30 protein-coding genes and 2 pseudogenes are annotated in these 26,504 nt (G+C 67.0%); 17 read left to right on the top strand and 15 right to left on the bottom strand.

What is annotated here, in order from left to right; translation table 11 throughout:
- The first annotated feature begins 592 nt into the window (after positions 1-592).
- Both CHC09_RS47260 and CHC09_RS36740 read left to right on the top strand, forming a co-directional pair.
- The gene (locus CHC09_RS47260) at positions 593-781 is read left to right on the top strand and encodes a hypothetical protein (protein ID WP_203833364.1); all 189 of its coding nucleotides are present in this window, start codon (positions 593-595) and stop codon (positions 779-781) included.
- A 118-nt stretch (positions 782-899) separates the two neighbouring features.
- Positions 900-1,367 (top strand): annotated as a pseudogene (locus CHC09_RS36740) (catalase HPII); the annotation flags it as partial.
- Between the two features lie 182 nt (positions 1,368-1,549).
- On the opposite strand, the gene CHC09_RS36735 reads toward CHC09_RS36740, so the two are convergent.
- Together CHC09_RS36735 and CHC09_RS36730 are read right to left on the bottom strand one after the other, a co-directional pair.
- Positions 1,550-2,296: a GAF and ANTAR domain-containing protein gene (locus tag CHC09_RS36735; RefSeq protein ID WP_089297886.1), complete on the bottom strand. Its 747-nt coding sequence runs from the start codon at positions 2,294-2,296 to the stop codon at positions 1,550-1,552.
- Positions 2,297-2,336: 40 nt separating this feature from the next.
- Entirely contained in the window at positions 2,337-3,008 is a 672-nt protein-coding gene (locus CHC09_RS36730; RefSeq protein WP_280523926.1) for a GAF and ANTAR domain-containing protein, read from the bottom strand.
- Between the two features lie 527 nt (positions 3,009-3,535).
- Here CHC09_RS36730 and CHC09_RS36725 point away from each other — a divergent pair.
- The 3 genes and pseudogenes from CHC09_RS36725 to CHC09_RS36715 form a co-directional block, all read left to right on the top strand.
- Positions 3,536-3,802 (top strand): annotated as a pseudogene (locus CHC09_RS36725) (SDR family oxidoreductase); the annotation flags it as partial.
- Between the two features lie 221 nt (positions 3,803-4,023).
- Positions 4,024-6,282: a catalase gene (locus CHC09_RS36720; RefSeq protein ID WP_089297885.1), complete on the top strand. Its 2,259-nt coding sequence runs from the start codon at positions 4,024-4,026 to the stop codon at positions 6,280-6,282.
- A 404-nt stretch (positions 6,283-6,686) separates the two neighbouring features.
- The gene (locus CHC09_RS36715) at positions 6,687-7,634 is read left to right on the top strand and encodes an SDR family NAD(P)-dependent oxidoreductase (protein WP_089297884.1); all 948 of its coding nucleotides are present in this window, start codon (positions 6,687-6,689) and stop codon (positions 7,632-7,634) included.
- Positions 7,635-7,917: 283 nt separating this feature from the next.
- Here the strand turns inward: CHC09_RS36715 and CHC09_RS36710 are convergent, their stop codons facing one another.
- Positions 7,918-8,154, bottom strand: a complete 237-nt coding sequence (locus tag CHC09_RS36710) for a CDGSH iron-sulfur domain-containing protein (protein WP_089297883.1) — start codon at positions 8,152-8,154, stop codon at positions 7,918-7,920.
- A 51-nt stretch (positions 8,155-8,205) separates the two neighbouring features.
- Between CHC09_RS36710 and CHC09_RS36705 the strand changes: the two genes are divergently transcribed.
- Positions 8,206-9,168: an iron-containing redox enzyme family protein gene (locus CHC09_RS36705; protein WP_089297882.1), complete on the top strand. Its 963-nt coding sequence runs from the start codon at positions 8,206-8,208 to the stop codon at positions 9,166-9,168.
- Here CHC09_RS36705 and CHC09_RS36700 read toward each other — a convergent pair.
- From CHC09_RS36700 to CHC09_RS48095, 5 genes are all read right to left on the bottom strand, one after another.
- Positions 9,154-10,215 carry a carboxylate-amine ligase gene (locus tag CHC09_RS36700; RefSeq protein ID WP_089297881.1) on the bottom strand — a complete coding sequence of 354 codons (1,062 nt, stop codon included), beginning with the start codon at positions 10,213-10,215 and terminating at the stop codon, positions 9,154-9,156. The two genes, CHC09_RS36705 and CHC09_RS36700, sit on opposite strands and share 15 nt — an antisense overlap.
- Entirely contained in the window at positions 10,212-11,123 is a 912-nt protein-coding gene (locus CHC09_RS36695) for a methyltransferase (protein ID WP_239138774.1), read from the bottom strand. The genes CHC09_RS36700 and CHC09_RS36695 overlap by 4 nt, the downstream gene beginning before the upstream one ends.
- A gap of 91 nt (positions 11,124-11,214) precedes the next feature.
- Positions 11,215-11,631: a hypothetical protein gene (locus CHC09_RS36690; RefSeq protein ID WP_089297879.1), complete on the bottom strand. Its 417-nt coding sequence runs from the start codon at positions 11,629-11,631 to the stop codon at positions 11,215-11,217.
- A gap of 118 nt (positions 11,632-11,749) precedes the next feature.
- Positions 11,750-12,934, bottom strand: coding sequence for a zinc-dependent alcohol dehydrogenase (locus CHC09_RS36685; RefSeq protein WP_089297878.1), 1,185 nt, complete (start codon positions 12,932-12,934; stop codon positions 11,750-11,752).
- A 39-nt stretch (positions 12,935-12,973) separates the two neighbouring features.
- A complete protein-coding gene (locus CHC09_RS48095) occupies positions 12,974-13,150 on the bottom strand; it encodes a hypothetical protein (RefSeq protein WP_239138773.1) in 177 nt (58 codons plus the stop codon).
- 450 nt (positions 13,151-13,600) lie between these two features.
- On the opposite strand from CHC09_RS48095, the gene CHC09_RS36675 reads away from it, so the two are divergent.
- The 5 genes from CHC09_RS36675 (at position 13,601) to CHC09_RS36655 (ending at position 18,071) form a co-directional block, all read left to right on the top strand.
- Positions 13,601-14,101, top strand: a complete 501-nt coding sequence (locus CHC09_RS36675) for a hemerythrin domain-containing protein (RefSeq protein ID WP_089297877.1) — start codon at positions 13,601-13,603, stop codon at positions 14,099-14,101.
- A gap of 143 nt (positions 14,102-14,244) precedes the next feature.
- Entirely contained in the window at positions 14,245-14,973 is a 729-nt protein-coding gene (locus tag CHC09_RS36670; protein WP_089297876.1) for a histidine phosphatase family protein, read from the top strand.
- Entirely contained in the window at positions 14,957-15,835 is an 879-nt protein-coding gene (locus CHC09_RS36665; protein WP_089297875.1) for an NAD(P)H-hydrate dehydratase, read from the top strand. Before CHC09_RS36670 ends, CHC09_RS36665 begins: the two co-directional genes overlap by 17 nt.
- A gap of 479 nt (positions 15,836-16,314) precedes the next feature.
- Entirely contained in the window at positions 16,315-16,965 is a 651-nt protein-coding gene (locus tag CHC09_RS36660; RefSeq protein ID WP_089297874.1) for a TetR-like C-terminal domain-containing protein, read from the top strand.
- 179 nt (positions 16,966-17,144) lie between these two features.
- Positions 17,145-18,071, top strand: coding sequence for an NmrA/HSCARG family protein (locus CHC09_RS36655; protein ID WP_089297873.1), 927 nt, complete (start codon positions 17,145-17,147; stop codon positions 18,069-18,071).
- 178 nt (positions 18,072-18,249) lie between these two features.
- On the opposite strand, the gene CHC09_RS48595 is transcribed toward CHC09_RS36655, so the two are convergent.
- The 5 genes from CHC09_RS48595 to CHC09_RS45710 form a co-directional block, all read right to left on the bottom strand.
- On the bottom strand, positions 18,250-18,381 hold the full coding sequence (locus CHC09_RS48595) for a hypothetical protein (protein WP_275407953.1): 132 nt from the start codon (positions 18,379-18,381) through the stop codon (positions 18,250-18,252).
- A 130-nt stretch (positions 18,382-18,511) separates the two neighbouring features.
- Complete coding sequence (locus CHC09_RS48090; protein ID WP_239138772.1) at positions 18,512-18,925, bottom strand: tyrosine-type recombinase/integrase; 414 nt, start codon at positions 18,923-18,925, stop codon at positions 18,512-18,514.
- Between the two features lie 15 nt (positions 18,926-18,940).
- The gene (locus CHC09_RS48085; protein WP_239138771.1) at positions 18,941-19,459 is read right to left on the bottom strand and encodes a tyrosine-type recombinase/integrase; all 519 of its coding nucleotides are present in this window, start codon (positions 19,457-19,459) and stop codon (positions 18,941-18,943) included.
- Between the two features lie 188 nt (positions 19,460-19,647).
- Positions 19,648-20,547, bottom strand: coding sequence for a tyrosine-type recombinase/integrase (locus tag CHC09_RS36640; RefSeq protein WP_239138784.1), 900 nt, complete (start codon positions 20,545-20,547; stop codon positions 19,648-19,650).
- A 271-nt stretch (positions 20,548-20,818) separates the two neighbouring features.
- Positions 20,819-21,451, bottom strand: coding sequence for a hypothetical protein (locus CHC09_RS45710; RefSeq protein WP_143232786.1), 633 nt, complete (start codon positions 21,449-21,451; stop codon positions 20,819-20,821).
- A 574-nt stretch (positions 21,452-22,025) separates the two neighbouring features.
- On the opposite strand from CHC09_RS45710, the gene CHC09_RS36635 reads away from it, so the two are divergent.
- Positions 22,026-22,577, top strand: a complete 552-nt coding sequence (locus CHC09_RS36635) for an HD domain-containing protein (protein WP_089297871.1) — start codon at positions 22,026-22,028, stop codon at positions 22,575-22,577.
- Here the strand turns inward: CHC09_RS36635 and CHC09_RS36630 are convergent.
- A complete protein-coding gene (locus tag CHC09_RS36630; protein ID WP_089297870.1) occupies positions 22,574-23,041 on the bottom strand; it encodes an NUDIX hydrolase in 468 nt (155 codons plus the stop codon). The genes CHC09_RS36635 and CHC09_RS36630 overlap by 4 nt on opposite strands.
- 12 nt (positions 23,042-23,053) lie before the next feature.
- A complete protein-coding gene (locus tag CHC09_RS36625) occupies positions 23,054-23,782 on the bottom strand; it encodes a DUF5919 domain-containing protein (protein WP_089297869.1) in 729 nt (242 codons plus the stop codon).
- 169 nt (positions 23,783-23,951) lie between these two features.
- Here CHC09_RS36625 and CHC09_RS36620 point away from each other — a divergent pair, with 169 nt between their 5' ends.
- The 5 genes from CHC09_RS36620 to CHC09_RS36600 all read left to right on the top strand — a co-directional run bounded on the left by CHC09_RS36620 (position 23,952) and on the right by CHC09_RS36600 (position 26,504).
- A complete protein-coding gene (locus tag CHC09_RS36620) occupies positions 23,952-24,272 on the top strand; it encodes a hypothetical protein (RefSeq protein ID WP_089297868.1) in 321 nt (106 codons plus the stop codon).
- Between the two features lie 246 nt (positions 24,273-24,518).
- On the top strand, positions 24,519-24,749 hold the full coding sequence (locus CHC09_RS36615; RefSeq protein WP_089297867.1) for a hypothetical protein: 231 nt from the start codon (positions 24,519-24,521) through the stop codon (positions 24,747-24,749).
- Between the two features lie 90 nt (positions 24,750-24,839).
- Complete coding sequence (locus tag CHC09_RS36610; protein ID WP_089297866.1) at positions 24,840-25,766, top strand: hypothetical protein; 927 nt, start codon at positions 24,840-24,842, stop codon at positions 25,764-25,766.
- 13 nt (positions 25,767-25,779) lie between these two features.
- Positions 25,780-26,109, top strand: a complete 330-nt coding sequence (locus CHC09_RS36605; protein ID WP_089297865.1) for a hypothetical protein — start codon at positions 25,780-25,782, stop codon at positions 26,107-26,109.
- 17 nt (positions 26,110-26,126) lie between these two features.
- On the top strand, positions 26,127-26,504 hold the full coding sequence (locus tag CHC09_RS36600) for a hypothetical protein (protein ID WP_089297864.1): 378 nt from the start codon (positions 26,127-26,129) through the stop codon (positions 26,502-26,504).

The raw sequence follows: 26,504 nt of genomic DNA, 5'->3' as shown, positions 1-26,504 counted from the left end.
TTCCTGTGTTCAGGGCGTGCCTCCTCGAACGATGGCCGACTCGGTCCGCTGCCCGGCTGGAACCGGCGGCGGAGACGTGGTCGAGCTGACGAGCGAGGCCGCGAAGTCTGGACGGCCCACCGCCCGGTGCGTAGTCACTCACCGCGGTGGCGTCTATCTCGGCCGCCATTGTTCCCCGTTACAGGCGGCGGCAAACCAGCGTTCCCCGAACCGCCCGCGATCCCGCTGCTCCCTCGTCGTCCTCAAGCCGGCTGGAAGTCGAGGATGAGCGATCTGGACGTACCGGATGAGGATTCATCAAAGCGGCTAAGACGGGCGGGGATTCGCGATGGTCAGCCATCGTGTTTGTTGCCGTAAGGCACGGGTATCGAAATCCCTGTACCCGGTTACACGCCGCCCAGACTCCTGCGGCTTTCCCGCGCCTCCGCCAGCTTTTCGGCGGACGAGCCCGCGCAACTCAGTCTCATCAGGAGCCTTTTATGTCCAGTGCAACCGGAACAGTCCGTCGTGACGCCGTCGTGAGCCAGGACCGACCTCACCGCCGGTCCCTCGAGACGAAGCCTGCTTTCAAACGACCGAATTCATCGCCTACGTGGTCGCCGTCCTGGGCGTCCTGGTCACGTCCATGATCGTGGACGGTAACGGCAACGGCGACAACGGCGCCGCGGGCGACTACTTCCGCGCTGACCGGACGTGGTTCTACGTCGTAATGCTCACCATCGGATACATGGCCAGCCGCGGGCTGGCGAAGGCCGGCAGTCGCGACTCCTCCGACGGCTGACCTTCGGTCCGGTCACGGACGCTCGGAGCGGCTGCTGCCCGGCAGGGTTCACCGGCCCGGGTGGGAAAGGACTTCTCCCCCTGCCCGGGCCTGACCAACCGGTATCCCCGCGGCAGTGATGCTCGGTCACGTCACCGCGTCCTCGAAGGACGGCGTCGCGACGGTCCGCAGCGCGGTGTTCGCCGCCGGGATGGTGCCCCTGTTGATCGCCCCGCACGGCGGTCTGGTCGGCGGCCTGGCGGTGCAGCGGACCTTCGCGACCGCCCGCTCGGTGGAGTTCGACGCCGTCCTGCTCGCCGGGGCTCCGGTTCCGGCCCCCGACGCGCCGCCCACCCGCGACGCCAAGGCCGATGGTCCCGGCTCGCCCGACGTGGATCCCCGGGTGCTGCTGATCGTCGACGAGTGCTGGCGGCACGCGAAGACGATCGGAGCCTGGGGCGCCGGAGCCACCGTGTTGCAACAGGCGGGGGTCGCCGGTACCCCCGGGGTCGTCACCGCCGAATCCGGCGAGGAAGCCCTCGCCGCCGTCCAGCAGTTTCTCGGAGCACACCGAGTCTGGGAGCGGTTCGCCACCCTGGTCGCCTGAGAACGAACCGGTGGCCCGTTCCGCACCCGACGGAACGGGCCACCGGCTCATTCACCACTGCGAAACCAGCAGCGCTCAGCTCTTCGCCGTATCCCGCCCACCGAGCGATCGCATCGCGCCTTCGCGTAGCCACCACGCCCGCGGTCGATGTACGCCGGCGTCACCGTCCCCGGCGAGTGACATCATCGGCGAGTGGCCGGCTGATGGAAGTCGGTCAGGCTCGGCATATCGGTGACGACCAGGTAGGCGATCTCGCTGAGGCGACGGTTGGTCCGGCGGGCGTACCCGCGGATGAGCTGAAACGCGGCGTCGACGTCGACCTGATAGGTCTGTGCGATGGCGCCTTTGGCCTGTTCGATGACGATGCGGCTGTTCAGTGCGGCCTGTAGTTGTTCGGTGAGGACCTCGGCGCGGCTGATGGTCCGTTCCTGCAGCAGGCTGATGGCCGCGACGTCGGCCAGCGCTTGCACGATCCGTACGTCGCCGTCGCCGAGGTCACCGACGGTCCGGCCGAACAGTCCCATCGCGCCGATGATCTCGTCTCGGAGCCGCAGCGGGAACGCGTGCACCGACCGGAACCCGAGGGCCGCGGCATGCTGCGCGAACTGCGGCCACGACTCGGCGGCGGCGGGGGCGTTCAGATCGGTGTTCACCACCGGCCGGCCGGTGCGGAACGCGTCGAAACATGGCCCGTCCTGCTGCTTCAACTGCAGCAACTCGAGTAGCTTGGCGCTCTCGTCGGAAGCCGCCATGAAATGCAGACGACCGTTCGGATCGGCCAGCAGGATGCCGACCGTGGCGTGGTCGGTGAGTCCGGCGACCCGGTCGGCGAGCATCTGCAGAAATTCGATCAGGTCGAACTCGTCGATGAGAGTGTCGGCGACCTCGACGAAGACCTGCGCGAGGCTATCAGCGGAAACGGTCGTCATGGCTGGCTGCCTCCCGGCTTGGCGGTCATAAGTCTGGTGTTCACAGCTGCGGCGAATCGAAACGCAGTCGGCGGGCCACTATGTCGGCGGCCACCTCGGACAACGGGCGGTCCTCGGCGTAGGCGTAGGCCCGCAGCCGGACCATCGCCTCGGCGAGAGAAATCCCCATCTGAACCATGACCATGCCCTGAGCCTGGTAGAGGCGCGCGCGGTGCTCGACGGCCTCGTCGAGTTCCTGGTCGTTGGAGAGCTGATCCTGGCCGTCCAGCAAGATCGTCACCGCGCGGTCGGCGAACATGACAGCCTGGCCGAGCTGGTCTCTCGACAACTGCCCGGCATCGGTGCGAAATACGTCGAGCACGCCCAGACGGACCGCTCCGACCTGGAGAGGGAAGGCGAACACCGCCCGGATCCCCTGCTGGTGGACCGCTGGTGCATAGGCCGGCCATCGCCGCATGGCGTGCTCGTCAAGATCAGGAATAAAAATCGGACGGCTGGTGGCGTACGCATCGACACACGGGCCCTCCCCCAAGGTGAACTGGAGCTCTTCGATGCGTTCAATGATCGGATCCGACGCGGCGGCCACACCACGGACGCCGCCGTCCGCCATCACGCTCACACCCACTCCGGCCGCCGAGAGCGCCTCGGTCGCGTCCGAGCAGATTCTCCGAAGACGCTTCAATGCGCCCTCACCTGCCGACGAAGACGGCACTGCCGGATCCGCGCAGCACTTGAGGCGTCATCCACGTCGGCTCGAACCTGGCCGCTGTATGCCGGTTAGGGAGGCACGAGGGAACGCCCTGTCTCCCCTTCGACATCTGCGCATGACCGCACCTCCCCGTCAACACCGCCGGGGTCTGGGGCAGCAGCAAACGACCAATGAATTCCGCACTGACTCTAGCCCCCGGGCTTCGCCTCGGCACGCCGGGACGGACAAGGGACCATAGCGTTTGACTTCACCGGCCCGGGCCCGACGTCGCGATCAGACGCTACGCGCTCTTCTGCGGCGAAAGGTGGCAGTGGCCGCTTCGGCGACGGGGGCCGAGCAAAGGCGGCGGCGATGACGCGGTCCAGTGTCGTCATAGGAGCAGTGCCTGCATCGGCTTCACCGGCGCCGGGGATTAGTCCTCGATGCTGATCGTGCTGCGGATGGTTACCGCGTGGAGCACAGTCGAACTACCGGGGCCGGACACGGAGCACCTCCGGTAGGGAGATAACGATGCCGGGGTTCGGGGCAGCATCGTCACCTTCACCAAAGGCCTCGCGGCGAACCTGGCGGAGAAGGGCATCCGGGTCAACGCCGTAGCGCCTGGGCCGATCTGGACACCGTTGATCCGGGCCACCATGCCGGAGGAGAAGGTGGAATCGTTCGGTGCGGACACTCCCATGGGCCGGGCAGGTCAATCGGTCGAGCTCGCGCCCGCGTACGTCTTCTTCGCCTCGCAGGAGTCCAGCTACGTCAGCGGCGAGGTGCTCGGCGTCACCGGCGGCAAACCCCTGCCCTGAGGCCCGGTTCGACGAATCCACCCGAAGGCGGGCCACCATGCCGAACACAGACCGTCGGCGTTACGTGCCGCTTCCGAGCGTCCCCCTTGCGGGCGATGCCGTGCGAACCAACAGGATCCGCGTCGGCGGCATACGCGACTCTAGGGTCCGCACCTCGAGAAGTTTGACCGGCTTTGCGCCGGCTGTCCGCCAGGCGTTCGCTGATCGGAAGGAGACCGGGGATGGCCCCGCGCAAGCCCGTCGAGAAAGTCAAGGATGTCGTGGCGGCGGCCGCGGCCAAGGTGGCCGATGCGCTCAGCCCGGACGTGCCCGGCGCCCCGGGCAGCGGCACGCCGACGCTGGAGGAACCGACCACCCCGCGCGACCCGCTGCCTCCCAAGGGAGAGCAGGGCACGCCGGACACCCGGACCCCGACCGGCGTCGAGACCGGCGTGGCGCCCACCGCGCACGGGCAGCAGGGCGCCTTCCTCACCACTGCGCAGGGGGCGCGGCTGCGCGACACCGACCATTCGCTCAAGGCCGGTCCGCGCGGTCCGGTGCTTCTCCAGGATCACCACCTGCGCGAGAAGATCACGCATTTCGACCATGAGCGGATCCCCGAGCGGGTGGTGCACGCTCGTGGCGCCGGGGCGCACGGGCTGTTCACCTCGTACGGCACGGCGGAAGGGCTCACCCGGGCAGGATTCCTGAAGAAGGACGCGCAAACACCGGTCTTCGTCCGGTTCTCCACCGTACTCGGCTCCCGCGGCTCGGCCGACACGGTCCGTGACACCCGCGGCTTCGCGACGAAGTTCTACACCGGCGAGGGCACCTTCGACCTGGTCGGCAACAACATTCCGGTCTTCTTCATCCAGGACGCGATCAAGTTCCCGGACATCATCCACGCCGCCAAGCCCCACCCCGACCGCGAGATCCCGCAGGCGCAGAGCGCGCACGACACGTTCTGGGACTTCGTCTCGCTGCACACCGAGGCGCAGCACCACACCATCTGGAACATGTCCGACCGGGGCATCCCGCGCTCGTACCGGACCATGGAGGGCTTCGGGGTGCACACGTTCCGGCTGGTCAACGACGCCGGCGAGACGGTCCTGGTGAAGTTCCACTGGAAGCCCAAGCTCGGCGTGCACTCGCTGACGTGGGAGGAGGCACAGCTGATCTGCGGGCTCGACCCCGACTTCCACCGCCGCGATCTCTACGACGCGATCGAGGCCGGCGCCTACCCCGAGTGGGAACTTGGCCTGCAGGTCTTCCCGGACACCCCCGGGGAGACGTTCGCGGGGATCGACCTGCTCGACCCGACCAAGATCGTGCCGGAGGAGTTGGCCGAGGTGCAGCCGGTCGGCCGCCTAGTGCTCGACCGCACGCCGACCAACTTCTTCGCCGAGACCGAACAGGTCGCCTTCCACCTCGGAAACCTGCCACCAGGCATCGACGTCACCAACGACCCGCTGCTGCAAGGCCGGCTCTTCTCGTACGTCGACACACAGCTGACCCGGCTCGCCGGGCCGAACTTCCCGCAGATCCCGATCAACCGCCCGCATGCCCCGGTCAACGACATGCTGCGCGACGGCTTCCACCAGCAGGCCGTCCACGCGGGAGTCGCGCCCTACCGGCCGAACTCGCTCGACGGCGGCAACCCGTTCAAGGCGGGTGACGCGGAGAACGCCTTCCTCGACGTGCCGGTCCGGGTCGCCGAGGCGCCCAAGATCCGGGCCAACCCACTCTCCTTCGACGACCACTTCAGCCAGGTCCGCCTCTTCTGGCAGAGCATGTCGCCGGTGGAGAAGGAGCACATCATCGCCGCGTACACCTTCGAGCTCGGCAAGTGCTACGAACAGGCGATCAAACAACGGCAGCTGCAGTGCCTGGCAAACGTGGACCCGGTGCTGTGCGAGCAGGTCGCGACCGGTCTCGGTCTGCCCGTTCCGAAGCCGACGCAGCCGGTCGCCGAGGTCGCCCCGAGCCCGGCGCTGTCGCAGATGGGCCAGGTGTCGCCGGTCGACGGCCGGGTCGTCGGCATCGTCGTCGGCGACGAGGAGCCCGACGGGGTGGCCTCGGTGCGGGAGGCGGTGTTCGCCGCCGGCATGGTTCCGCTGATCATCGCGCCGCACGGCGGGACGATAGGCACGGTCACCGTACAGCGAACGTTCGCCACGGCACGGTCCGTCGAGTTCGACGCCCTGCTGCTCGCCGCCGCGCCGCCGCCCGCCCCGGACGCGCTACCCGCCCGCGATGCCAAGGCCGCAGCCGCCGGCGACGTCACGATCGACCCGCGCGTGCTGCTGATGGTCGACGAGGCGTGGCGGCACGCCAAAGCGATCGGTGCCTGGGGCGACGGCGCATCCGTTCTCGAGCAGGCCGGCATCACCGACACGCTCGGTGTGCTCGCCGTAGGGTCCGGGCCGGAGGCTCTCGCTGCCGTCCAGCAGCTTCTCGGCTCCCACCGGATCTGGCAGCGGTTCCCCACTTCCGTGGTATGACCGACCATTCCCCGAACCTGCACGGCACGGGCAGCCAACGACGGCGCTGGCGTTGAAAGGCCGGGCATTTTGATCCGCGCGACCGCTGGCGGCGCTGAGGCCGTTACTGTCTGCCACCATCGGAAGTGGGCCAGAGGAAGGCAGACTGGACAACAGAAAGCTGACCGCGCCGACCAGAACGGTGGCGGGCGCGCCGAGCCCAGATCCCAGCAGTCCGCAGCCAAACCGTCTCAGGCGATCCGCCCCAGCGGGCACTGGGATCCGTACGGTGCCATAGCACGCGCGGCTGACCCTCGCCCCCCGGTCGATGAGTTGCCATTCACCTCGGCGATGCGCTTCGAGAGTGATTGCCGCGCCGGCGGGTAACCGCTCGGTATCGCCGTACTACTTCGCGGGGGGCTTTGATGGGCAGCCGCAGAACTTTCCGTGACGCCACGGTCCTGATCACGGGGGCATCGAGCGGAGTCGGCCGTTCGGTCGCGCTGGCGTTCGCCGCTGAAGGTGCCAGTCTGATCCTCGCCTCGCGCAGCCCGCAAGCGCTCGCGGAGGTGGAACGCGAGTGCCGGGCACGAGGTGGGCAGGTGCTGATCGTGCCGACCGACATCGCGGATCCGGTGGCTGTCGAACGGCTGACCGGCTTGGCCGTGCAGCGATTCGGGCGGATCGACATCTGGATCGAAGCGGCGGCCGTCGGCCTCGCCGGGCCGCTGGACTCGGCGCCGGTGGACGAAATCCGCCGGCTGGTCGACACCAACGTCTTCGGCACCACGCTGTGCGCCCGTGCCGCCCTGACCACCTTCCGGACGCAAGGGCACGGGATCCTCGTACTCGTCGGGTCATTGTTGTCACTGATGCCGAATCCGCAGGTCCCGCTCTATTCCATGAGCAAGTTCGCCATCAGGGGGCTGGCGCTGAATCTTCAGCAGGCGGTCGCCGGGCACCGCAGGATCCGGGTCTGTCTGGTGGTGCCCGGGCCCATCGACACCCCGTTCTTCCAACGCGCCGCCAACCACACAGGCCATCAACTGCGTGCCATCCCGCCCGCGTACGCACCGGAGCGAATCGCCGCCGGAATCCTCGCTGTCGCCCGCCACCCGCGCAGGCAGGTGACAATCGGGGTGGTCTCACACCTGGCGCTGGCCGCCCACCGCCTAGCGCCACATGTCACCGAGTCGCTGGTCGCCCTTTGGAGCGCGACGTTCGTGACCAAGCCGGCCACCGCCGCGTCCGGGCCGGGATCACTGTTCGACCCACCACTCACCGGAGCGGTGCACGGCGGATATCGCCGTGGCCGGACCCGCCGCCGGCTCGGCGAATGGCTGGGCGACGCGCAAGCACACGCGAGCCGGTGACGACCCCGCCGCCGCGGAGTCTCCGCTGATCCCGGCCGTGGCGCTCGGACCCGCAGTGCTGCTCCGGCGATAATGCACCTGCGGTTCTCGTGGGCGTGTCGACTCGAGTTGCTCAGGCCATCGGCGGTGATGTTCGCATCCGCTCTGGGTGACACGGCGGACGTGGTGGCGTTGTCGGCGACGCTGGTGACCCGTTCGGCGAGCGCGGCGTGTTGTTGTGACTGCAGGTATTCCCGGGCGTCCTTGAGCAGCGGCAGCAGGTGGCCAGGTGTCGGCGATCCGGTCAGGCATCTTGCGGGTCGCCGGGCCGCGCGGGCGGGTGGTCGCGGCCGGTGCCGGCTTTGAATCGGAACGTCTTGTGGGTGCCGTCGCAGAACGGTTTGTCGGCGGATCTGCCGCACCGGCACAGAGCGATGGTGTCGCGTGCCGCATCGATCGGTTCGCCCTCCGGGGTACGCAGCTCGAAGTCACCGCGCACGATCAGCGGACCGTCCTCGTACGGTGTGATGATCGACGTCATGGTCGCCTCAATTTCCGTTTCACGGCGAGCCAAACGGGCATCCGCCCGGTCATGAAACTGCCGTCACCGCGCGGATCCCTGTCCAGCGCCCTGATCGACACCCTCAACGGCGGTTCCGGTGATCTGACCGGTGAACCCGGCGACGCCGAGGACCTCCAGCTGTCGCTGTTCATCTGTTACGAACTCGCCTACCGGGGCTGGGACGGCGTCGCCGACGACTGGGAGTGGAACCCTCGGCTGCTGCGGCTACGCAGCGGCCTGGAACGGAACTTCGAGGCGTGGCTGGGTGACCTGGCCGGCGTGCCGCAGCCGGCCGATCCGGACTCGGTGCCGGCCGAACTCGCGGCGATCGTGGCCGCCGACGACGGACCGTCGCTCTCCGGCTACCTGCGCGGGCAGTCCGCCACCCATGAGCAGTTCCGCGAGTTCGTGATCCACCGCTCGGTCTATCAGCTGCGTGAGGCCGACCCGCACACCTGGGCGATTCCACGGCTGGCGGGCCGGGCCAAGGCCGCGCTGGTCGAGATCCAGCTCGACGAGTACGGCGCCGGCGTCACCGGGCGGATGCATCAGGAGCTGTTCAAGCAGACGATGACCTGGTTCGGCCTGGACCCGGCCTACGGCGCGTACGTCGACCGGGTGCCCGCCACGACCCTCGCCGTCAACAACCTGATGTCGTTCTTCGGCCTGCACCGCGCCCGCCGCGGCGCGATCCTGGGCCACCTGGCCGCCTACGAGATGACCTCGTCACTGCCGAACCGAGCGTACGGGACCGGCCTGCGCCGCCTCGGCGGTGACGCGGCCGCGACGGCGTTCTACGACGAGCACGTCGAGGCCGATGCGGTGCACGAGCAGATCGCGGCCCACGACCTGTGTGGGACGTTCGCCCGCACCGACCCGGATCTGGCCGGCCAGGTGCTCTGGGGCGCCCGGTGCGCGCTGGCCGTCGACAACCTCTGGGCACACGGCGTCCTGGACGCCTGGGCGTCGGGATGGTCGTCACTGCGCGACTGAGGCCAGCATCTCGGGAACGGCGAGCTTCTCCAGAAGCCGGCGCTGCCGCTCAGCACCGGTGCCGTCGCGGCGGATCCGGTCGAGCCCGGCGGTCACGGTGTCCAGGTCGCCGTGCCGGCGCAGAGCTGGGGTGATCCGGTCGACCAGATCGCCGACCAGGTCCCAGGCCGGATACGCCTGTCCGGTGACCGGGTCGAGCAGGGTCTCGCGCATGCCGGTGCGGGCGGCGTTGCCGTGCGCGGCGTCGAGCAGCACGCCGGACATCCGAGGGATCGGGCCGGGGGCCGCGGCGGCGGTGTCGACCAGGCCGCGGACCAGGGCGGCGATCAGAACCGTGTCGGCCGGATCGAGGCAGGTGTCGGCGACGCGGACCTCCACGGTCGGGAACGACGCCGACGGCCGGGCCCACCACAGGAGCATGGTCGCGTCCATCATCTCCCGTGAGGCGACCAGCGCCGCCACTGTCGCCTCGAATTCCTCGACGGTGCGCAGATGCGGCCACGGACCCAGCGCCGGCCAGTGCTTCAGTTGTACGTACCGCCAACTCGCATAACCGGTGTCGGCGCCGTCGAACAACGGCGAGTTGGCGGCGAGCGCCTGGATCAGCGGCAGGTCGCCGCGCAGCCGGGTGCAGATCTGCACCGCCTGGGCCCGGCTGGGCACACCGACGTGCACGTGACAGCCACACAGCGCGGGATCCCGGGCGATCGGCCGATAGTGGGCGGCGATCGCCCGGAACCGGGCGTCGTCGGTCACATCCAGGACCGGCTCGCCGGCCGGGGTGGCACCGATCGCGACCAGCGCCGCGCCCACCTTCCCGGCCGCGACGCCTGCGGCCTCTCGCCCGTCGTGCAACTGCCGCAGAAGTTCGCCGGTGCCGGTGCAGACGTCGGTGACCATCTCCACCATGCTGGGCCGGAACTCCCGGCGGCTGCGCCGGCGCATCGGCTCCGGCAGCCCGGCGACAACCCGCTCGGCGAGCGGCAGGTTCACCCCGCTTGCCGGGTCGAGCAGCAGGAACTCCTCCTCGACCCCGAAGGTCCTCACGTCGGCCGGGTCGCGGTCAGCAGCACCACGTCGATCCGCTCGGCCCGGGCATACGCGACGCCGTCCAGCTCCTCGCCGTACACGTCCGGATCCACCTCCCGATACGTCCAGCGCAGATCCGTGCCGGCGAGGCGATCGGCGGCCGCGGCCCGCAGCGGATCCTGGCCCTCGACAATGCCGGTGCCGCTGAACAGCACCAGCGCACCACCGGGCGACAGACGTTTCGCGGCGGCCCCGATGATCCGCAGCGACAGGTCGTTGCCGTCCGGGCCACCACCATCGCGGTACATCCGCCCCGCCGGATCGATCATGAACGGCGGGTTCGCGGCGATCAGATCGAAGCCGCGGTCGACGTCATCGAGCAGGTCACCGCGGCACACCCGGACGTTCCCGGTGCCGGCGAGGCCGGCGTTGACCCGGGCGTAGTCCAGGACGGTGTCGTTGATGTCGACCGCCAGAACCTGCGCGTCCGGCGCTCGCTTCGCGATCGCGATCGCACCGGCCGCGGTGCCGCACCCGACATCGACCGCTCGGCCGATCGGTTCGCGACGATCTTCCACGTACGCGGAAACGGCATCCGCCATCCGATACGTGTCCGGGCCGAAGAAGACCGCGTCGGTCGCGTCCGTCGGAAACGCCGAATGAACGAAGAGATCCCGGTCGTACGAGGAAAATCGCACCCTGCTGCGCCACAGCGAACCGCAAGCCTCGGCCGCACCCGCAGCCCGCAAGAGGTCGAAGACCTCGCCAGGCACCGACTCCGGCCGAAACGGCCGCCTCCATCCGAACACATCCCGCAGATCCCGGGCGACGGCGTTCTCCGGCCGCCGGTTGACCCGGGCCTGCGTCGCCGGAGTGACCGTCGTGAACCGGTAGCCGCAGTCGATCAGCTCACGACCGAGAACCACAAGCGCCTCCCCGGCGTTCACAACAGGTCGGCCGTGTCGGATGACGTCAAGGTGCACCGTGTACCCCGCAACCAGCAGCTTCAACAACGGGTCAGTCGCGGGAGGACGCCCAGGCGAGAGCGATCGCGGCGCCGTCCTCAGCGATCGCACCGGGCAACGCGAAATCGTGCTCCACCGCGTAGGTCCGCCACCGCGCCCCGGCAAAGCTGGCCGCAGCCGCGGCGAGACCGGCGACGACCGCCGGTCCGGCCATCCCGGCACCCCGCCTCCGGGCGAAGGTCGCCCCGGCGATCGCACCGAGCACCACCCGGCCGGCCAACGGCGCCGGCCGCAACCGGCTCGGCGCCTTCCGCGACTTGTCGAACGCCATCTCCCCCAGCGCGGCCGCACCCGCGGCAACCCGGACCCAGCCGCGTCTCCGCAGCGCCAGCTGAGCCAGTGGGGTCATGCTGCGGGCGCCGGCCGAGGCGCCGAGAACCGCGGATCGAAGCAGAACGGTGTCGGTCATGACCTGCGAGTGCCCCTACAACCAGCGGTCAAACGGCTGATCCAGGGACACGGCGGTGCCCCGCCATGTTCAGAAAGGGTCGCTGACGGCGTGAAGCCTCCGGCCGGCTCGCGTCTGGTCAGGGCTTGAGTACGACTTTGATGCAGCCGTCCTCCTTGTTGTTGAACAGTTCGTAGGCATGTGGTGCGTCCTCCAGCGACATCCGGTGCGTGACCAGGTCGTCCACGCCCAACGGGTCGTCATCACCGGTCAGAAGCGGCAGGATGTCGTCCACCCAACGTTTGACGTGGGCCTGGCCCATCCGCAGGGTCACACCTTTGTCGAACAGGTCCATCATCGGGAACGGGTCGGCCTGACCGCCGTACACACCGATGATCGAGATCGTCCCGCCCCGGCGGACCGCGGCGAAGGCGGTGCGCAGCGCGCCCATCCGGTCCACGCCGACGGTCTCGACGGCCTTACGCGCGAGGGCATCGGGCAGCATGCCGGCGGCCTTCATCGCGGCCGCCTGAAACGGCGTGCCGTGCGCTTCCATACCGACCGCCTCGATCACCGCGTCCGCGCCGCGGCCTCCGGTCAGCTCCAGCACCGCCGCCGGCACGTCGTCGACCGATGCGAAGTCCAGCGTCTCAATCCCGTGCCGACCGGCCATCGCCAGCCGTTCGGGCACCTCGTCGACGGCGATCACCCGCTCCGCACCGAGATGCCGGGCGATCCGCGCGCTCATCTGCCCGATCGGGCCCAGGCCGACGACCAGCACCGTGTCGCCGGGTGCGATGTCGGCATATTGGGCTGCCTGCCAGGACGTGGTCAGGACGTCGGAGAGGAAGAGGTAGCGTTCGTCCGGATGCCCGTCGGGCACCTTTATCGGGCCGAACTGTGCCTGCGGCACCCGCAGGTACTCGGCCTGTGCGCCGGGCACCTGGCCGTACAGGCGGCTGAAGCCGAACAGGGCCGCGCCCTTGCCCTCGCTCTTGACCTGGGTGGTCTCGCACTGGGCGGTCAGGCCACGGCTGCACATCCAGCAGTGGCCGCAGGAGATGTTGAACGGGATCACCACGCGGTCGCCGGGGCTGATCTGGGTGACCTCGGAGCCGACCTCCTCGACGATGCCCATCGGCTCGTGCCCGAGGATGTCGCCCGGATCGAGATACATGCCGAGGACGTTGTAAAGGTGCAGGTCGGAGCCGCAGATAGCGGTCGACGTCATCCGCACGATCGCATCGGTCGGATCTTGAATAGTCGCGTCGGGAACGGTCTCGACCGAGACCTTGCCGGTTCCTTGCCAGGTGAGTGCTCGCATACTGGCCGGGTTCCCAGGAAGTAGTTCGGTAATCCTCGGTCATGACGCCACAACCAGCGCCTGCGGGGCGGCCTGCTTCATCCGGATCCGTAGTCGCTTCAGCTGGATGGCCGTCTCCGCCTCGCAGGTGGTGACGGTCTCGAGCAGGTCGTGGTCACGGGTGCCGTTGGCGGCTTGACCGACGACGGTCCAGCAGATGTCGCGCTCGGCGGCCATCAGGTATAGGTCCTGCAGGTCGCGCAGGGGTCCGAGGCCGCCGGTGCGGGTGCCCCGGAACAGTTCGGAGTGCAGCCGGCCGGGCTCGTCCGTCGCCTGCTCGGAGTACCGCCGCGCGACGGGCCGGGACCCGGATGGCGCCGCGCTGCGAGGAAACCTGGACCAGGTCGCCGCCGGCGACCCCGAGCCGATCGGCGTCTACGGATTCAGCTCAACCCACGGTTCGGGCGCTGCGCCGGATCGGCGGTCCTCGGATTCATACAGTCGGTCGCGGCCGGAACCATTGCCTCAATCGCCGGCCTCGGCGGAGAACCACCGCCGCATCTACGGCTATTTGTTGAACGCCGGAGCCGCTCGCCAACCGAGGCCGGATCCGGCGGCGATGACCGTTTACCCGTTCATAGGGCGGGTACGTCTGGTGGTTGTCACCCGCTTCACCGGGAGGTACTCATGTCCACGGATGCCATCGTAATGCTCAAGGATGACCACAAAACGATCAAAAAGCTGTTTCGCGAATTCCAAAATACCGGCGGAAATGGCAACGCCGCGAAGACGCGCATCGTGAAGCAGATCATCGAGGAATTGACGGTGCACACGTACCTCGAGAACGAGGTCATGTATCCCGAGGTGCGCAGGATGCTGCCCGGCCTCGAGGACGACGTGCTCGAGTCGTACGAGGAACACCACATTGCGGACGTGCTCTGTGCCGAGCTGTTCGCTATGGATGGCGACGATGAACGGTTCGACGCCAAGGCCACGGTGCTCATCGAGAACGTCACGCACCACATCGACGAGGAGGAGCAGGACTGGTTCCCCCAAGTTCGCGACGGCCTCGGCCGTAAGCAACTGCAGGAGATGGGCGCCCGGATGGCCGAGCTGCGGGAGAACGCCCCGCGCAGCCCCGCCCAGCCCTCGGCGCTCAAGAAGGCCGTCGACGCGGTCGTCGCCTAACCGGCATACGGCGGCTCCGCCGCCAGAGCGCAGAACAATGTGGCGCACCCGGCCGGCACTCGACCAGCAAGCCCGGTGCCGGGCATGACCATGCCGGACAAAGACCTACCGGTAGCCAACTCGAGCGCGGGTACGGAGAAGACATGACGGAGTTGGCGTGGCTGGGAATACTGCGCCACGGACAGAGCAGCGGCAACGTGGCCGCGCAAGCCGCGGAGACGGCCGGTCTGGACGTGATCGACATCCCGGAACGCGACGCCGACGTACCGCTGTCGGACATCGGTCGAGAGCAGGCCCAGGCGGTCGGACGATGGTTCATCGACCTGCTCGAGCAGGACCGGCCTGAGGTGGCCGTGGTGTCGCCTTACCTCAGGACACGGCAGACCGCCGACCTGGCACTGACCGAACTGGACATACCCGTGGTGATCGACGAACGGCTGCGCGACCGCGAGTTAGGAGTGCTCGACCTGTTGACCACGGCCGGTGTCACGAACCGGCTGCCGGACGAGGCACTACGGCGACGCCGGTTGGGCAAGTTCTACTACCGGCCGCCGGGCGGTGAGTCCTGGGTCGACGTGCTCCTACGGCTGCGCAGCCTCCTGCACGACCTACGCGCCGATCACCCGGCAGGGAGGGTACTGCTGGTCGGGCACGAGGCGATCGTCCTGCTCGTGCGATACCTCATCGAGTCACTGACCGAGGCGGAACTGATGGACATCGTCCGCGGCACCACCGTCGCGAACTGCTCAATCAGTGTCTGGCGTCGCGACGGTGCCGTCCTGCGCCCCGAGCTGTTCAATCATGTCGAGCACCTGCGCGTCAAGGGCGTGCCGTCGACCCGGCAGGAGGACGTCCATGCCGAACCAGTCTGAACAGGCTCAGGCCGAGCAGGTCATCACGCCGCGGCTGCTGCGGGAGTGGCCGCTGCCGGCCCCGAGCGGCGGAAAGGAATCCAGGGGAACGGTCCTCGTGGTCGGCGGCTCCCGGTTCACCCCGGGCGCCGTGCTGCTGGCCGGTGTCGCCGCGCTGCGCGCCGGCGCCGGGCGGCTCCAACTCGCAGTCACCTCCAGCACGGCCGCGGCGCTGAGCATCGCCGTCCCCGAGGCGGGGGTAGTCGGGTTGCCGGAGACCGACGAAGGTTCGGTCTCCGGTGACGTGCCGCAACACCTGCTCGATCTGGCCGCGGACGCCGACGTGATCGCGATCGGGCCTGGTCTCGACAACGTCGACGAGACCGCGGCCCTGATGCGCCGGGTCCTCGCCGCGGCCGACGCGAAGACCGCCGTCGTGCTCGATGCGTACGCGCTGGGTGCCCTCGCCCGCCACCCGCGGTTGCTGGCCGGCCGTTCCCGGCGGGTCATCCTGACCCCGAACGTCGTCGAGGCCGGTCATCTGCTCGGCCGTGACCCCGGTGACCTGGCCGCCGAGGCGATGACCTTGGCCGGCAGCTACTCGGCCGTGATCTCGCTGTACGGGCACATCGCCGCACCGGACGGCCGATGCTGGCGGGAGGAGAGCGGCGACGTCGGGCTCGGCACGTCCGGCAGCGGCGACGTCCTCGCCGGAATCGTGACCGGGCTGGTCAGCCGCGGCGCCGACACCGACCAGGCCGCCTGCTGGGGTGCCTTCGCACACGCGGTCAGCGGCCAACGGTTGGCGCCACGCTTCGGCCGGACCGGCTTCCTGGCGCGGGAACTGGTCGACGAAGTCGCGTACACGATCGCCGGGCTCTGATGCGCCAGCGGGTGCGGCCCGCCGGTCAGCCCGGCCAGTGCAGTGGCGACCTCCCGCAAGGTCGCCTTCATATTGCGCACGTTGTGGTGTCGGCATCATTCGGTGTTCCGCGTGGCCGGAGAGGGGAGGGCGTAGCCGTAGACGCGTTCGAACCAGGTGAGGGTGGTGTGGCGTTGTCAGTGCGCGGAGATCAGTGGGTCGTTGTAACACCGCTTCTCTGCACTGGTTCTCAGCGCGAGTAGCGAACCAGTTTGGTCGGGAGTTCGGGTCTCGGTATCTGCATGCGGATTTCATTGGGCGTGAGTTTGGGACCCACTCTGATCTGGCGTTGAGTTGACGGTCGAGCCAGCGCCCCTCACATAGAGGGTTCCCTCGCTCGATGCCGTGATGTGAGCAGGCGGCGTTAATCCCACCCGCCGACTTCCCGTGGGGCAGGAGGGTTTGTTGGCAGGGGAAGTGGATGCAGTACCGTCGCGCGTATGACCAGGTCGACCCGCCCCGCTGGACGTCAGCGTCCCGGTGGCGCATTCGGGCCTGCCCGTGACGAGACGCGGAATACCCGCATCATCGAGGCGGTCCTGGACCTGATCATGGAGAGCGGGTACGCGGATCTGACCATGGGTGCGGTGGCCGCGCGCGCGGGGGTGGCCAAGGCCACCGTCTACCGTCGCTGGGCCTCGCGCGAGGACCTGGTCGCTGACGCTTTGGAGAGCCTCCTGCTCCCTGCTGTGCGGGCCGAGGTGACGGCCGCCGGGACACTGCGCGAGGACCTTGTCGCGACGCTGGCCGACAGTTCCGGCTGCCTGCAGCCCGGGTGGCGTCGCTTCTCGGCTGTGCTGGCCGCTGCCACCGCCTCTCACCCTCAGATCACCGACATCCTGCGTGAGCGGTTCATCGCCGGGCAGCGCGAGGGAATCGCCTCCTGTCTGCGCCGCGCGCAGGAGCGTGGCGAGATCACTGCGGAGAGGGTTGAGCTTCTGCTGGCGCCGGGCCGGCTGGAGATCGCCGCAGTGGTTGGGGTGCTGGTCCTGCAGGAGGACCTGCTCGGTGCCGTTCTCGATGTCGAGGGGATTGCTCGTCTGGTGGACCAGGTGCTGCTGCCCCTGGTCGGCGGCACCCCCACCAGCTGAAGCCAGTCTGGCTCGCTGCTCGATTCACGCCATGTCTGCGCGGCCGGCTATCGGCCGACCTCCGGTCAGGCAGCTCACAAACCCGATACGCCATCGACTCGATACGCTAGTGTCTCTAGTTGACGGGTCGTCGTGACCGTCAACCGTTTCCATGTGATCGACCGAAGGCAGGGTGTGCTGTGACTTCCGAGAACAAAGCGAAAGTGCTGGTCACCGGGGCAACCGGGATGCAGGGCGGCGCCGCCGTCCAGGCACTGCTGCGCGCCGGTCACTCCGTGACCGCGTTCGTGCGTAATCCCTCCTCGGCCGCCGCCCAGGCGCTCGCCGACCAGGGCGTCGCCCTCGCGACCGGCGACTTGGACGACGCCGCATCCCTGGAGGCTGCCAGCGCCGGACACGATGCGGTCTTCTCCGTGCAACTGCCGGGCGTCGACCCGGCCGATCCCGGCGCGGAGCAGCGCAAAGCCCGCAACATCGCCACCGCCGCCAAGCGGGCCGGCGTCACTCAGATCATCCACACGTCCGTGTCCGCGACCGGATGGCGCAGCCAGCACCCGGACATCGAGGTGACCGACCCGGTGATGAAGGCGTACTGGGACGAGAAAGAGGCCGCCGAGGACGCGATCCGGCAGGCCGGCCTCGACCACTGGACCATCCTCAAGCCCGCCTTCTTCATGGACAACTTCCTCCCGCCCAAGCAGGCCACCCAGTTCCCCGAGCTGCCTGAGGGCAAGCTGGTCACCTCCGCGAGCCCGCAGTCCTTACTGCAGCTCATCTGCGCGGACGACTTCGGAAAGGCTGTTGCCGCCGCCGTGGCCGAGCCCGGCAAGTTCCACGAAGCCGAGATCGACCTGGCCGGCGACGCGCTGACGCACACCGAAATCGCCGACACCCTCACCAAGGCCGCCGGCCGCAAAGTCGAGGCCGTCTTCCTCTCCCGGCAGGAACAGGAGCAGCGCATGGGCGCACCCACGGCGTGGGGTGACACCTGGACCAACCGCGTCGGCTACCCCGCGCGGCCCCACCACGCCGCCCGCTACGGCCTGACCACGACAACCCTCGAGCAGTGGGCAGCGCAGCACGACCTGAGCACTCTCGCTGTCTGAACTCCGGCAGTCCTCCGGCTTCACCAGGGCAGCGGTGTTCCTGACGCCCCGCCGCCAGGAACACCGTCTCGCGGCGCGAGGGCAGCATGCAGCCGGACCCGCCTGGCGATGACCCTCTCCCGCCGCTACTGCTCAAGGCCCGCGAAGACTACCTCGCTCAGGCTGACCCAATCAGCCACTAGTCGTACTCACCGACCAGCGCATCGCTGGCAATGTTGAGCACCGCAAGGGTGTCGGGCAGTGCCAGCGGGTGCGGCTCGCCGGTCAGCCCGGCCAGTGCGGTGGCGACCTCCTGCAAGGTCGCCTTCACGTATCGGGCGGTGGTGCCAGCGTCGTTCGGTGTTTCGGCATGCCCGGCGTAGGCGAGGGCGATGCGCCGCGATCCGCGCCCGCCGGATCCGCTGCCGCTCGGTCAACGCCATGCCCGTCCTCCCCCAAGGTCAGATCCGGTCGCCGATACGCAGCCGCACATGCACCAGCTGCGCCCGCTCCGCCGCCGCGCTCGCCCCATAGCGGCGCGGCATATCGTCCGAGGCCCAGCCCAGAACCAGCATCAGATCGCCGGTGTCACCGCCGGCCAGCTTCCACTCGTGCGCGAAGTTGTGCCGCCATCGGTGCGCATGAACGTTCGCCACCGAGGCTTGCTCCCCGCGACGCCGGAGCATGATCTTGATGCCGTTCGAAGACCGCGGCGTCTCGCCCCGCTCCGGCAACCACAACGCCGGCGAACCGGCCGCGCGCCGACGGGCACGCGAACGCAGATACCGGCTCAACGCCCGCCCGGCCTTGCCGCCGAACCGCACCCGGCGGTCCTTCATGCCCTTGCCGTGAAACAGCAACGTGTCGCTGTTCATGTCGACGTCGTCGAGTTACAGCCCGGCGACTTCCGACAGCCGGACGCCGGTGTTGTAGAAGACCCGGATGATCGCCTCGTCGCGCAGCGACAGGAAGCCTTTGTCCTTGCACGTCGCCAGGATCTTGGCGGTCTCGGCGTCGCCGAGGATCGGGATCAGCGTCTGCGCGGTCTTCGGCTGCTTCACCCGGTCCAGCGGTGACCGCTCGAGGTCCTCCTCCTCAACCAGCCACTTGAAGAACTGCTGCAAGCCCTTGTGCTTGTTCAACGCCGTCGACGCCGACCGCGTCGTCACCATCCACGCCTGGAACTCCTCGACGTGCCCACGCTCGACCTCGGTCGGATCCTGCGCCGCATCCCCAGCCTCCAACTCGTCGGCGTTCTCGATCAGGTACCGGCCGAGTTGGGCTACGGCGAGCAGGTAGTTGTACCGGGTCGTCTCCGGATAGTTCCCGCCGCGCAGCGTGCGGTCCCAGTCGCGCAGATAGTCAAACCAGGCAGGGGTGAGGCCGTGGCAAACCCTCTGAAGGTCCATCACAGCCTCACCCCCGGCAGCGGTAAGCCCCTCGCCCGAAGCAAGGACGGACACCTTGACTCGATGAAAGGGCACGCACCGCCTCCGCGGTCCGCTCCTTCATCCTCGGACGGGACCCGTCGCAGGTGAAGTTGTCTACGGTTGTCTCGGAACGCCCCCCTTTTCCGTCAGGTCAGCCGTACTCGCGGTCAGACGCGCTGGCCGATGCCCATCTGGACCTGGAGCTCCTGAGCCCGTTCCGCAGCCGCGCTTGCCCCGTACCGGCGCGGCATGTCCTCCGACGCCCAGCCCAGCAGCAGCATCAGGTCGCCGGTGTTACCGCCGGCCTTGTGCCACTCGTGGGCGAAGTTGTGCCGCCACCGGTGCGCGTGCGCGTTCGTCACGCCAGCCGCGGCCCCACGCCGCTTCAGCATGATTTTGATCCCGTTCGGCGCCAGCGGCTTCACGCCTCGTTCGGCCAGCCACAATTGAGGAACACCGTCGGCACCTTTGCGTTTTGCGCGGGCCCGTAGATAGCGCGCCAGCGCCCGGGATGTCTTCGGCCCGAATCGCACCCGGCGGTCCTTGGCGCCTTTGCCGTGCAGGTGCACCGACTCGCCGTTCATGTCCAGATCGGTCAGCAACAGGTTCCCGATCTCCGACAGGCGGGCCCCGGTGTTGTAGTACAGCCGGATCAGCGCCTCGTCACGAAGGGCCATGAACGTCTTGCCTTTGGCGTTGTCGAGCAGTTTCTTCGTGTCGTCATCGCCCATGATCGGTACGAGTTTCTGCGGGGTCTGCGGCTGCTTCACCCGGTCCATCGGCGACTTGTCGATCTCCTCTTCCTCGAGGAGGTACTTGAAGAACTGCTGCAGACTTTTGTGTTTGTTCAAGGCGGTGGACGCGGAACGGGTCTCGATCATCCAGGCCTGAAAGGACTCGACGTGTGCCTTCGACACCAGGGTCGGGTCCTTCGCGGCATCACGGGCGTCGTAGTCCGGGGATTCCTGCGCCAGATATTTGCCCAATTGGGCGGCGGCCAGGAGGTAGTTGTAGCGGGTCGTTTCTGGATGGTTAGCGGCCCGCAGGCTGCGGTCCCAGTCGCGCAGGAAGCCGGCCCAGTCACCGTCTTCCAGGTCTACAAGCGGCGTGCTCGATCCCGGTGACGTCGTCAGACACGAAAAAGGGGCTTCCGCAAGTCTGTGACCTGTGGAAACCCCTTCGCTGTCGGGCTGACAGGATTTGAACCTGCGACCCCTTGACCCCCAGGCAACTCATGATCTTGAATGAGCTTGGTCATCATTCCGCTGACCTGCCAACATCAGTCCTCAGTTGTCCATGGGCGTCCACCGTGATCACCGACGATTGTCACCCAGTTAGTCACTCGCCTGCTTGACCTGAGTGTGGATCATCCCCAGCATCCTTCGGCATGTGCCGTTGCAGGGTTTCGATAACAAACCGCGTTGTTGCGACGTAGTCCGCCGCCCGAGCTGGAGTGATCTCTTGAGTGTCAAGTCCCTGCGCATGTGCCACCTGATTGCGAACCTTAGAAAGACTTTTCACTAGATCCGCTACCTCACCCGAGATGATTCCACCACGTAAAGCAGCCGTCGCCAGTGTCATGATCCCCGCGTAACGCGGCAGATCATGACGCTGAGATCGGACGCTCTGCAAGAGTGCTCCTTCGAGCTGCTGACTTGCCAGCATAATTGCAGCTGACGGATGGACTTCAGCGAGACTCAGTAGATCCGAAGATTGCTCGTTCTCGGATATGGCACCTGGGATTTCTTCAGCAGTTTCGGGATCGCTAGCGAGAGCGTTGGCCCGAGCCTCATCAAGGGTCGCCCACTCAAGATCGATAGGGCCAAGTTTCGCTTTCTTGAGATGTCGCCCGTTTACCGCATCCGTCACGATCCGCATGATCGTCTTACGAAACACCAAGGATAGGACCACGACAATGACCGGCCAGGCAAGTGATTGAACCAGGGATGCGATGAACTCAGGCCAGGACATAGATGGACTCTATTCGCTGTCATGAGTCAACCCAGCCTTGACACGCCGGGCTCGCGACGACACCGAGTCGGTGACGGGGTTGGCGGCGCGCATCCTGAAGGGCAGGCCATCGGCCTGCCCACGACACCTGCCCGAGGGTCGCAGAGGCTCCGAGGTCCAAGGGCGGCCGGGTTGTGGCCGTCGCTTGCGACGCGAAGCGCCCTTGAGCTCGGAGGAGCGGCCCGGCACACTGCGCGCCGCCAACCCCGACGCTCGACGGCAGCGACTCGCCCGGCGGCCCGGCGCGGTCCGCTGGCCGCCGCCCACGCCGCCCCCGGTCGGCAGCCGGCCAACCTCCCCAAGCCTCAACTGCCTATGGCCCTGTCGTCGCCGCGGCCCGATCCGCTCCTGCACGCCAGCCGACGGGCTGCCTGCGTGGCCGTCGCGTGCGCCAGCTAAGCGACGGACGCGCGCCCAGGCGGCGGCGTTGGCGGCCCCGCTTCGGGCCGCTTTAAAGACGTACAGAAAGTTTGAACAAGATCCGGCATCCGACCGGCCAGTTATCCGCTGTCAGCACTCCCGCTATGGTCTAGACATGTCTCTGATCAGCTGGGCCTACGAGACGTCCGAAAGGACGCTTGCGTCGGTGCTTCCCCGTCGGTGGGCTCACGTACAAGGCGTGGCTCTAAAGGCAAGGGAACTGTCTTTGGTTGCGGGTGTGGATGCCCCATTGCTTGAGGCAGCGGCTGTTCTCCATGACGTTGGCTATGCGCCTGAGTTGAAAAAGACAGGCTTTCATCCATTAGATGGGGCCTATTTTCTGCGATCGATTGAAGCGCCATCTCGTCTCGTTAATCTTGTAGCCCATCATTCATGTGCGATTCGAGAGGCACGACTTCGAGGTCTTGAGGACCAACTCGCTGCCTTTGTTGATGAAGAGGGACCAGTCCGAGATTGCTTATGGATGTGCGACTTGACGACGACTCCCGACGGGACGCCCACCGACTTCAACAGCCGTGTAGCCGAGATAAAGCAGCGTTACGGTCCGGAAGATCTGGTGACCACCTTCATAACGAGCGCAGAGCCAGACCTTACGGCTGCGATCGCACGTACCGCCCAGCGGCTCGCCAGAGCAACGGGCGTCTAGCCGATGTAGGGCTGCCTCGACTCAAGACCATGCTTGATTCGGATGCGCATCGACGGATGAATCTCAATGTCGTCTAGCTCGCCGGAGGTAAACCAACAGACCTGCGTTGACTCAACACTTGGCTTCAATTCGCCACCGATTACCGATCCACGTAGACATATCGAAAACTCCTGCCGAACCTCGCCATCGTCGTAGGCGATTACATGGTTCGGATCAGAGTAGATTCCCACAATGCTTTCGATCTCTACACAAAGCCCGGTTTCTTCTTTAACCTCTCGCTTAGCTGCATCATGGAGGCTTTCCCCGAGATCTTGCGCGCCACCAGGCAGAGCCCAAAGTCCGTTATCAGCCCGCTGGATGAGCAATATACGGCCTTCGCTGTCACGGAGTACAACGGCAACTGCAACGACCAGGGAGTTAGCCCTTGGCGCCGCAGGGTCGTTCAGGTAGTCAGTTTTCGGCACGACGCGCTCCCGCTAGCTGTTGGACGAATCCCAGACAGCCTCGAAGCTGTCCGCGTAGGTGTCAAAGAGTCCGTGTGTCGATTTCTTTCGTAGATGCATCGCGGGAGCCATCGGCGCAGTTTTCCCGTACACGTGCGGGTTAACGATCATGTCGCCATCGAAGCGGTATACGGAGTTGTAAAGCACCGTTTCGTGAGTCCTGACTTCGATGTTCGTTGCGCCCCGTAGCGGTCGGAAGAATGCTTGCGCCTGGTCGATCTTGGCTGAAATCGTGTCGCGGCCGATCCCCTCATCGATGCTGCGCTGCTTTACCGCCGCGCAGTCGCGATCACCGAGAAGCACCCGGACCCGTGCGCCGGCTGCCGCTTTGGACCGAAGGCTGCCGATGAGATCCGGTTTCTCGGTCAGGAACATGCCCACGTAGACCAAGATTCCAATCTCGGCCGTCGCTTGATCAAGCAACCTGTCCCAAAGAGTCGGCGGGACCAATCCCCGGTTTGAGTAAAGCTGCACGACTCCGGACGCGTCAGTTGACTCGGATTCCATCCTCCGCGCACCAGGCCAAAGGAAGTCCTCGTCCTCTTTGAGCCGCTTGGCGATCTTGAAACGGGTACGTGGGTGCGGAACGCGGCCTCCGAGCCAGCGACTGACTGTCTTGACATCGCTTTCCGTGTAGAGCGCCAACTCGGCAGGCGAAACGTGGGCTCGATCGAGCGCATCTCGTAGGCGTTCGTTGGCCACTTCGAGCTCCCTCCACCACCGGGACGTTTCTCTAACTATAAACGTCCCAAGCGTCACGGCAAGGCCGTTCCGACGTCACCTTTCTCGGGGTCTGCTTGATGTGCGAGCAAATAGCCGCACCGAGCAAGCATCCAAAGGGGATGCGCTCACTACCAGGGAGGAACCTCTCGTGAAGATCTACGTGGACACCACCGGCATCACGTTCACGGTGGCGAAGAAGGCTCAGCCGAAGGTGGACGAGAAGGGCAATCAGCGGTCCGAGAGAGGAACGGGCCGTCTCATGTGGTCAACCCAGGTCGTCGCGCTCGACGAAACGGGCGGCGAGGTCATCAACGTCACGACGGTAGGAGAGATCCCGTCGGTGGAGGTTGGTCAGTTCGTCGCGCTCGAAGCGCTGGAGGCCAAGGCATGGGCGACCAACGGACGTAACGGCACTGCGTTCCGCGCGGCGTCGCTGAAGCCCCTGACGAGTACCTCGGCAAGCAAGTAGCACCTCAGCAACACCGGAACATCCAAGCCACAGTGTCCGTGGCAACCCTTCGACCGTTCGCGGTCGTCATCTCCACTGATTCAACCTGACGGTCCAGGAATCCCGCTGGTTCTCCAGCATCCTCGACCACCGGCCGTTAACGGCCACAGCATTTCCGAAGTGTGGCGCGGGGCCGGTACTGGGCTTACTGAACCTGCTGGCCTCGCCGCCTTCCCAACCATTATCCCCTGAGAGGGGCGGTTGATCATGCCCGAATACACCACTCCGGACCACGATATCGACGCCGTCGAGCGTCTCATCGTGCGTTTCAACGAGGCAGCGGCCGAAGACGACACCAAACGTCGCCGCTACATTGCCGAGCTAATCGTCGAAGACATCCAGATGAATGCACTTCTGAACGAGCTTCGCTGCCTGCGTGAGCGCGTCCTGTCGCCGTGCGCCGATCCTCTGGGGCACACGCACGCACGCGAGGCCTGACAGAACAAGCGCGGGGTCGGAACTGGGCTACCAACCTGCCGACCCCACGCCTTTCCAACCCATCCCACCCCTCAGCAGGGAGGACAAGTCGTGTCCAAATCTACCCGAGGTTTCGGTTTCGGCAGAAGGTCCGGAACCGTCACCGTCATCGAACAGAAGGCGCTGCGCTCCTCGGCGCGTAACGCCCGGATCGCGTTCATCATCACCGCGTTGATCGTCGGCATCCTCGCCATGACCGTGGCTTCCGACCACATGCACCCGATCCTGGCCGGGCTCCTTGCTATCCCGATCGCCCTCGTAGCCGGCGCTTTCGTCTGGATCATGTTCCGGATCTGGCCGGTCCTACGGCTGATCTGGTGGTGGCTCCCGGAAATCAGCGCCGGTATGGCGCTCGTCTACGGCTGGATCGCCCTGGCCAACGCCACCCCCGCCCTGGTCACCCTCGCCATCATGGCGCCGCTGGTCGGTATTCCGGCCGCTGTTCCCGCTATCCGTCGCCGGGTCATCGCCCTCGGGTGGTGCTTCATCGTCCGGCACCGACTGCGTGTGTGCTTCTCGCAGTTCATCATCGCCAACAAGTCCGGCAGCCTGCCGCTGATCCTGTGGGCACGCCCGACCCCTGTCGGGGAACGTGTCTGGGTCTACCTGCGGCCCGGCCTGTCGCTGTCCCGGCTGCAAAACCGCCTCGAAGAGATCGCGGTCACCTGCCACGCCAAATCGGTACTGGTGGAACTCGCCAGCGAGAGCGAGAAGGCCGCCTACCTGCGGTTCGACATCAAACGACGCGAAGTCCTGACCGCCAAGGTCAGTTCACCGCTGCCCGGTGTCATCGACACCGAGAACATGCCATTCGCGTACACGGCACCCACCGACGTGCCGACCGCACTGGACCTGCCGGACGTTCCCGCCGAACCTCCGCTCGCTGCCGCTGGCAAATCGACCGCCAGCCCGAACGGCAAGAAGCAGGGCAAGGCGGCCCCGGCCGCCGACACCTTCGACGACGACCCCTGGGACTGAAAGGACACCTGCCATGCAGGACAACCACGGCAACGAGATTCCAATCGTCTATTTCGTCGTGGCCTTCGACCACGATTACGGCATCGGAGCCCTTGAGCTCGGCGGACACGACTATCCGCGCAGCCACGACGACCTCGTCAGCTGTATCGACGGAATCCGCCGCGCCGGTTTCCGCCATGTGGCCATTACTTCCTGGATCGACGCCACCGGCGTCGTCCACCCGGTTGAGCCGGCCGTCGAGCAGTCGCCCCTCGACGTGATCCGCCTACTCGACGCCGATGGCAACTTCGCCTGCGGCTGTCACGGCTCACAACGCGAGCACACCTGTAGCCCCCTCGACTGACAAGCGAGGTACCTCCGATGACCCTCGACCTGTCCGGCTACGACCGGCCCGAATACCGCGGCTGCCTCACCGCCCGCGACCTCACCCGGCACAGCGACCAGTACGCGCTGACGTACCTGTGCACCGACAACCGCGCCCTGGTGGCGCACCTGTTGCAGACCGCCGCCGACCTCATGCTCGGCGCGCAGACGCTCATGAAGCTGTTCCTGATCGACGGCTATGACTCGTCCTGCGACACGAACCCCGGCCTGACCGAGGCGCAACGCCTCCAGGTCCTCACGCTGGCGTCGACCTGCGCCTACAACGCGACCCTGTTCGTCCAGGAAGCGCAGCGCCGTCGTATTCGGCGTGTCGCCACGGGCTGGGACCCGATCACCACACCCGTAACCGCCTAG

Origin of the sequence: Actinoplanes regularis (assembly GCF_900188005.1) — a bacterium.
In the GTDB taxonomy this organism is placed as follows: domain Bacteria; phylum Actinomycetota; class Actinomycetes; order Mycobacteriales; family Micromonosporaceae; genus Actinoplanes; species Actinoplanes regularis.
The sequence above is the reverse complement of the archived record's forward strand: the minus strand, read 5'-3'. Positions and strand labels throughout refer to the sequence as shown.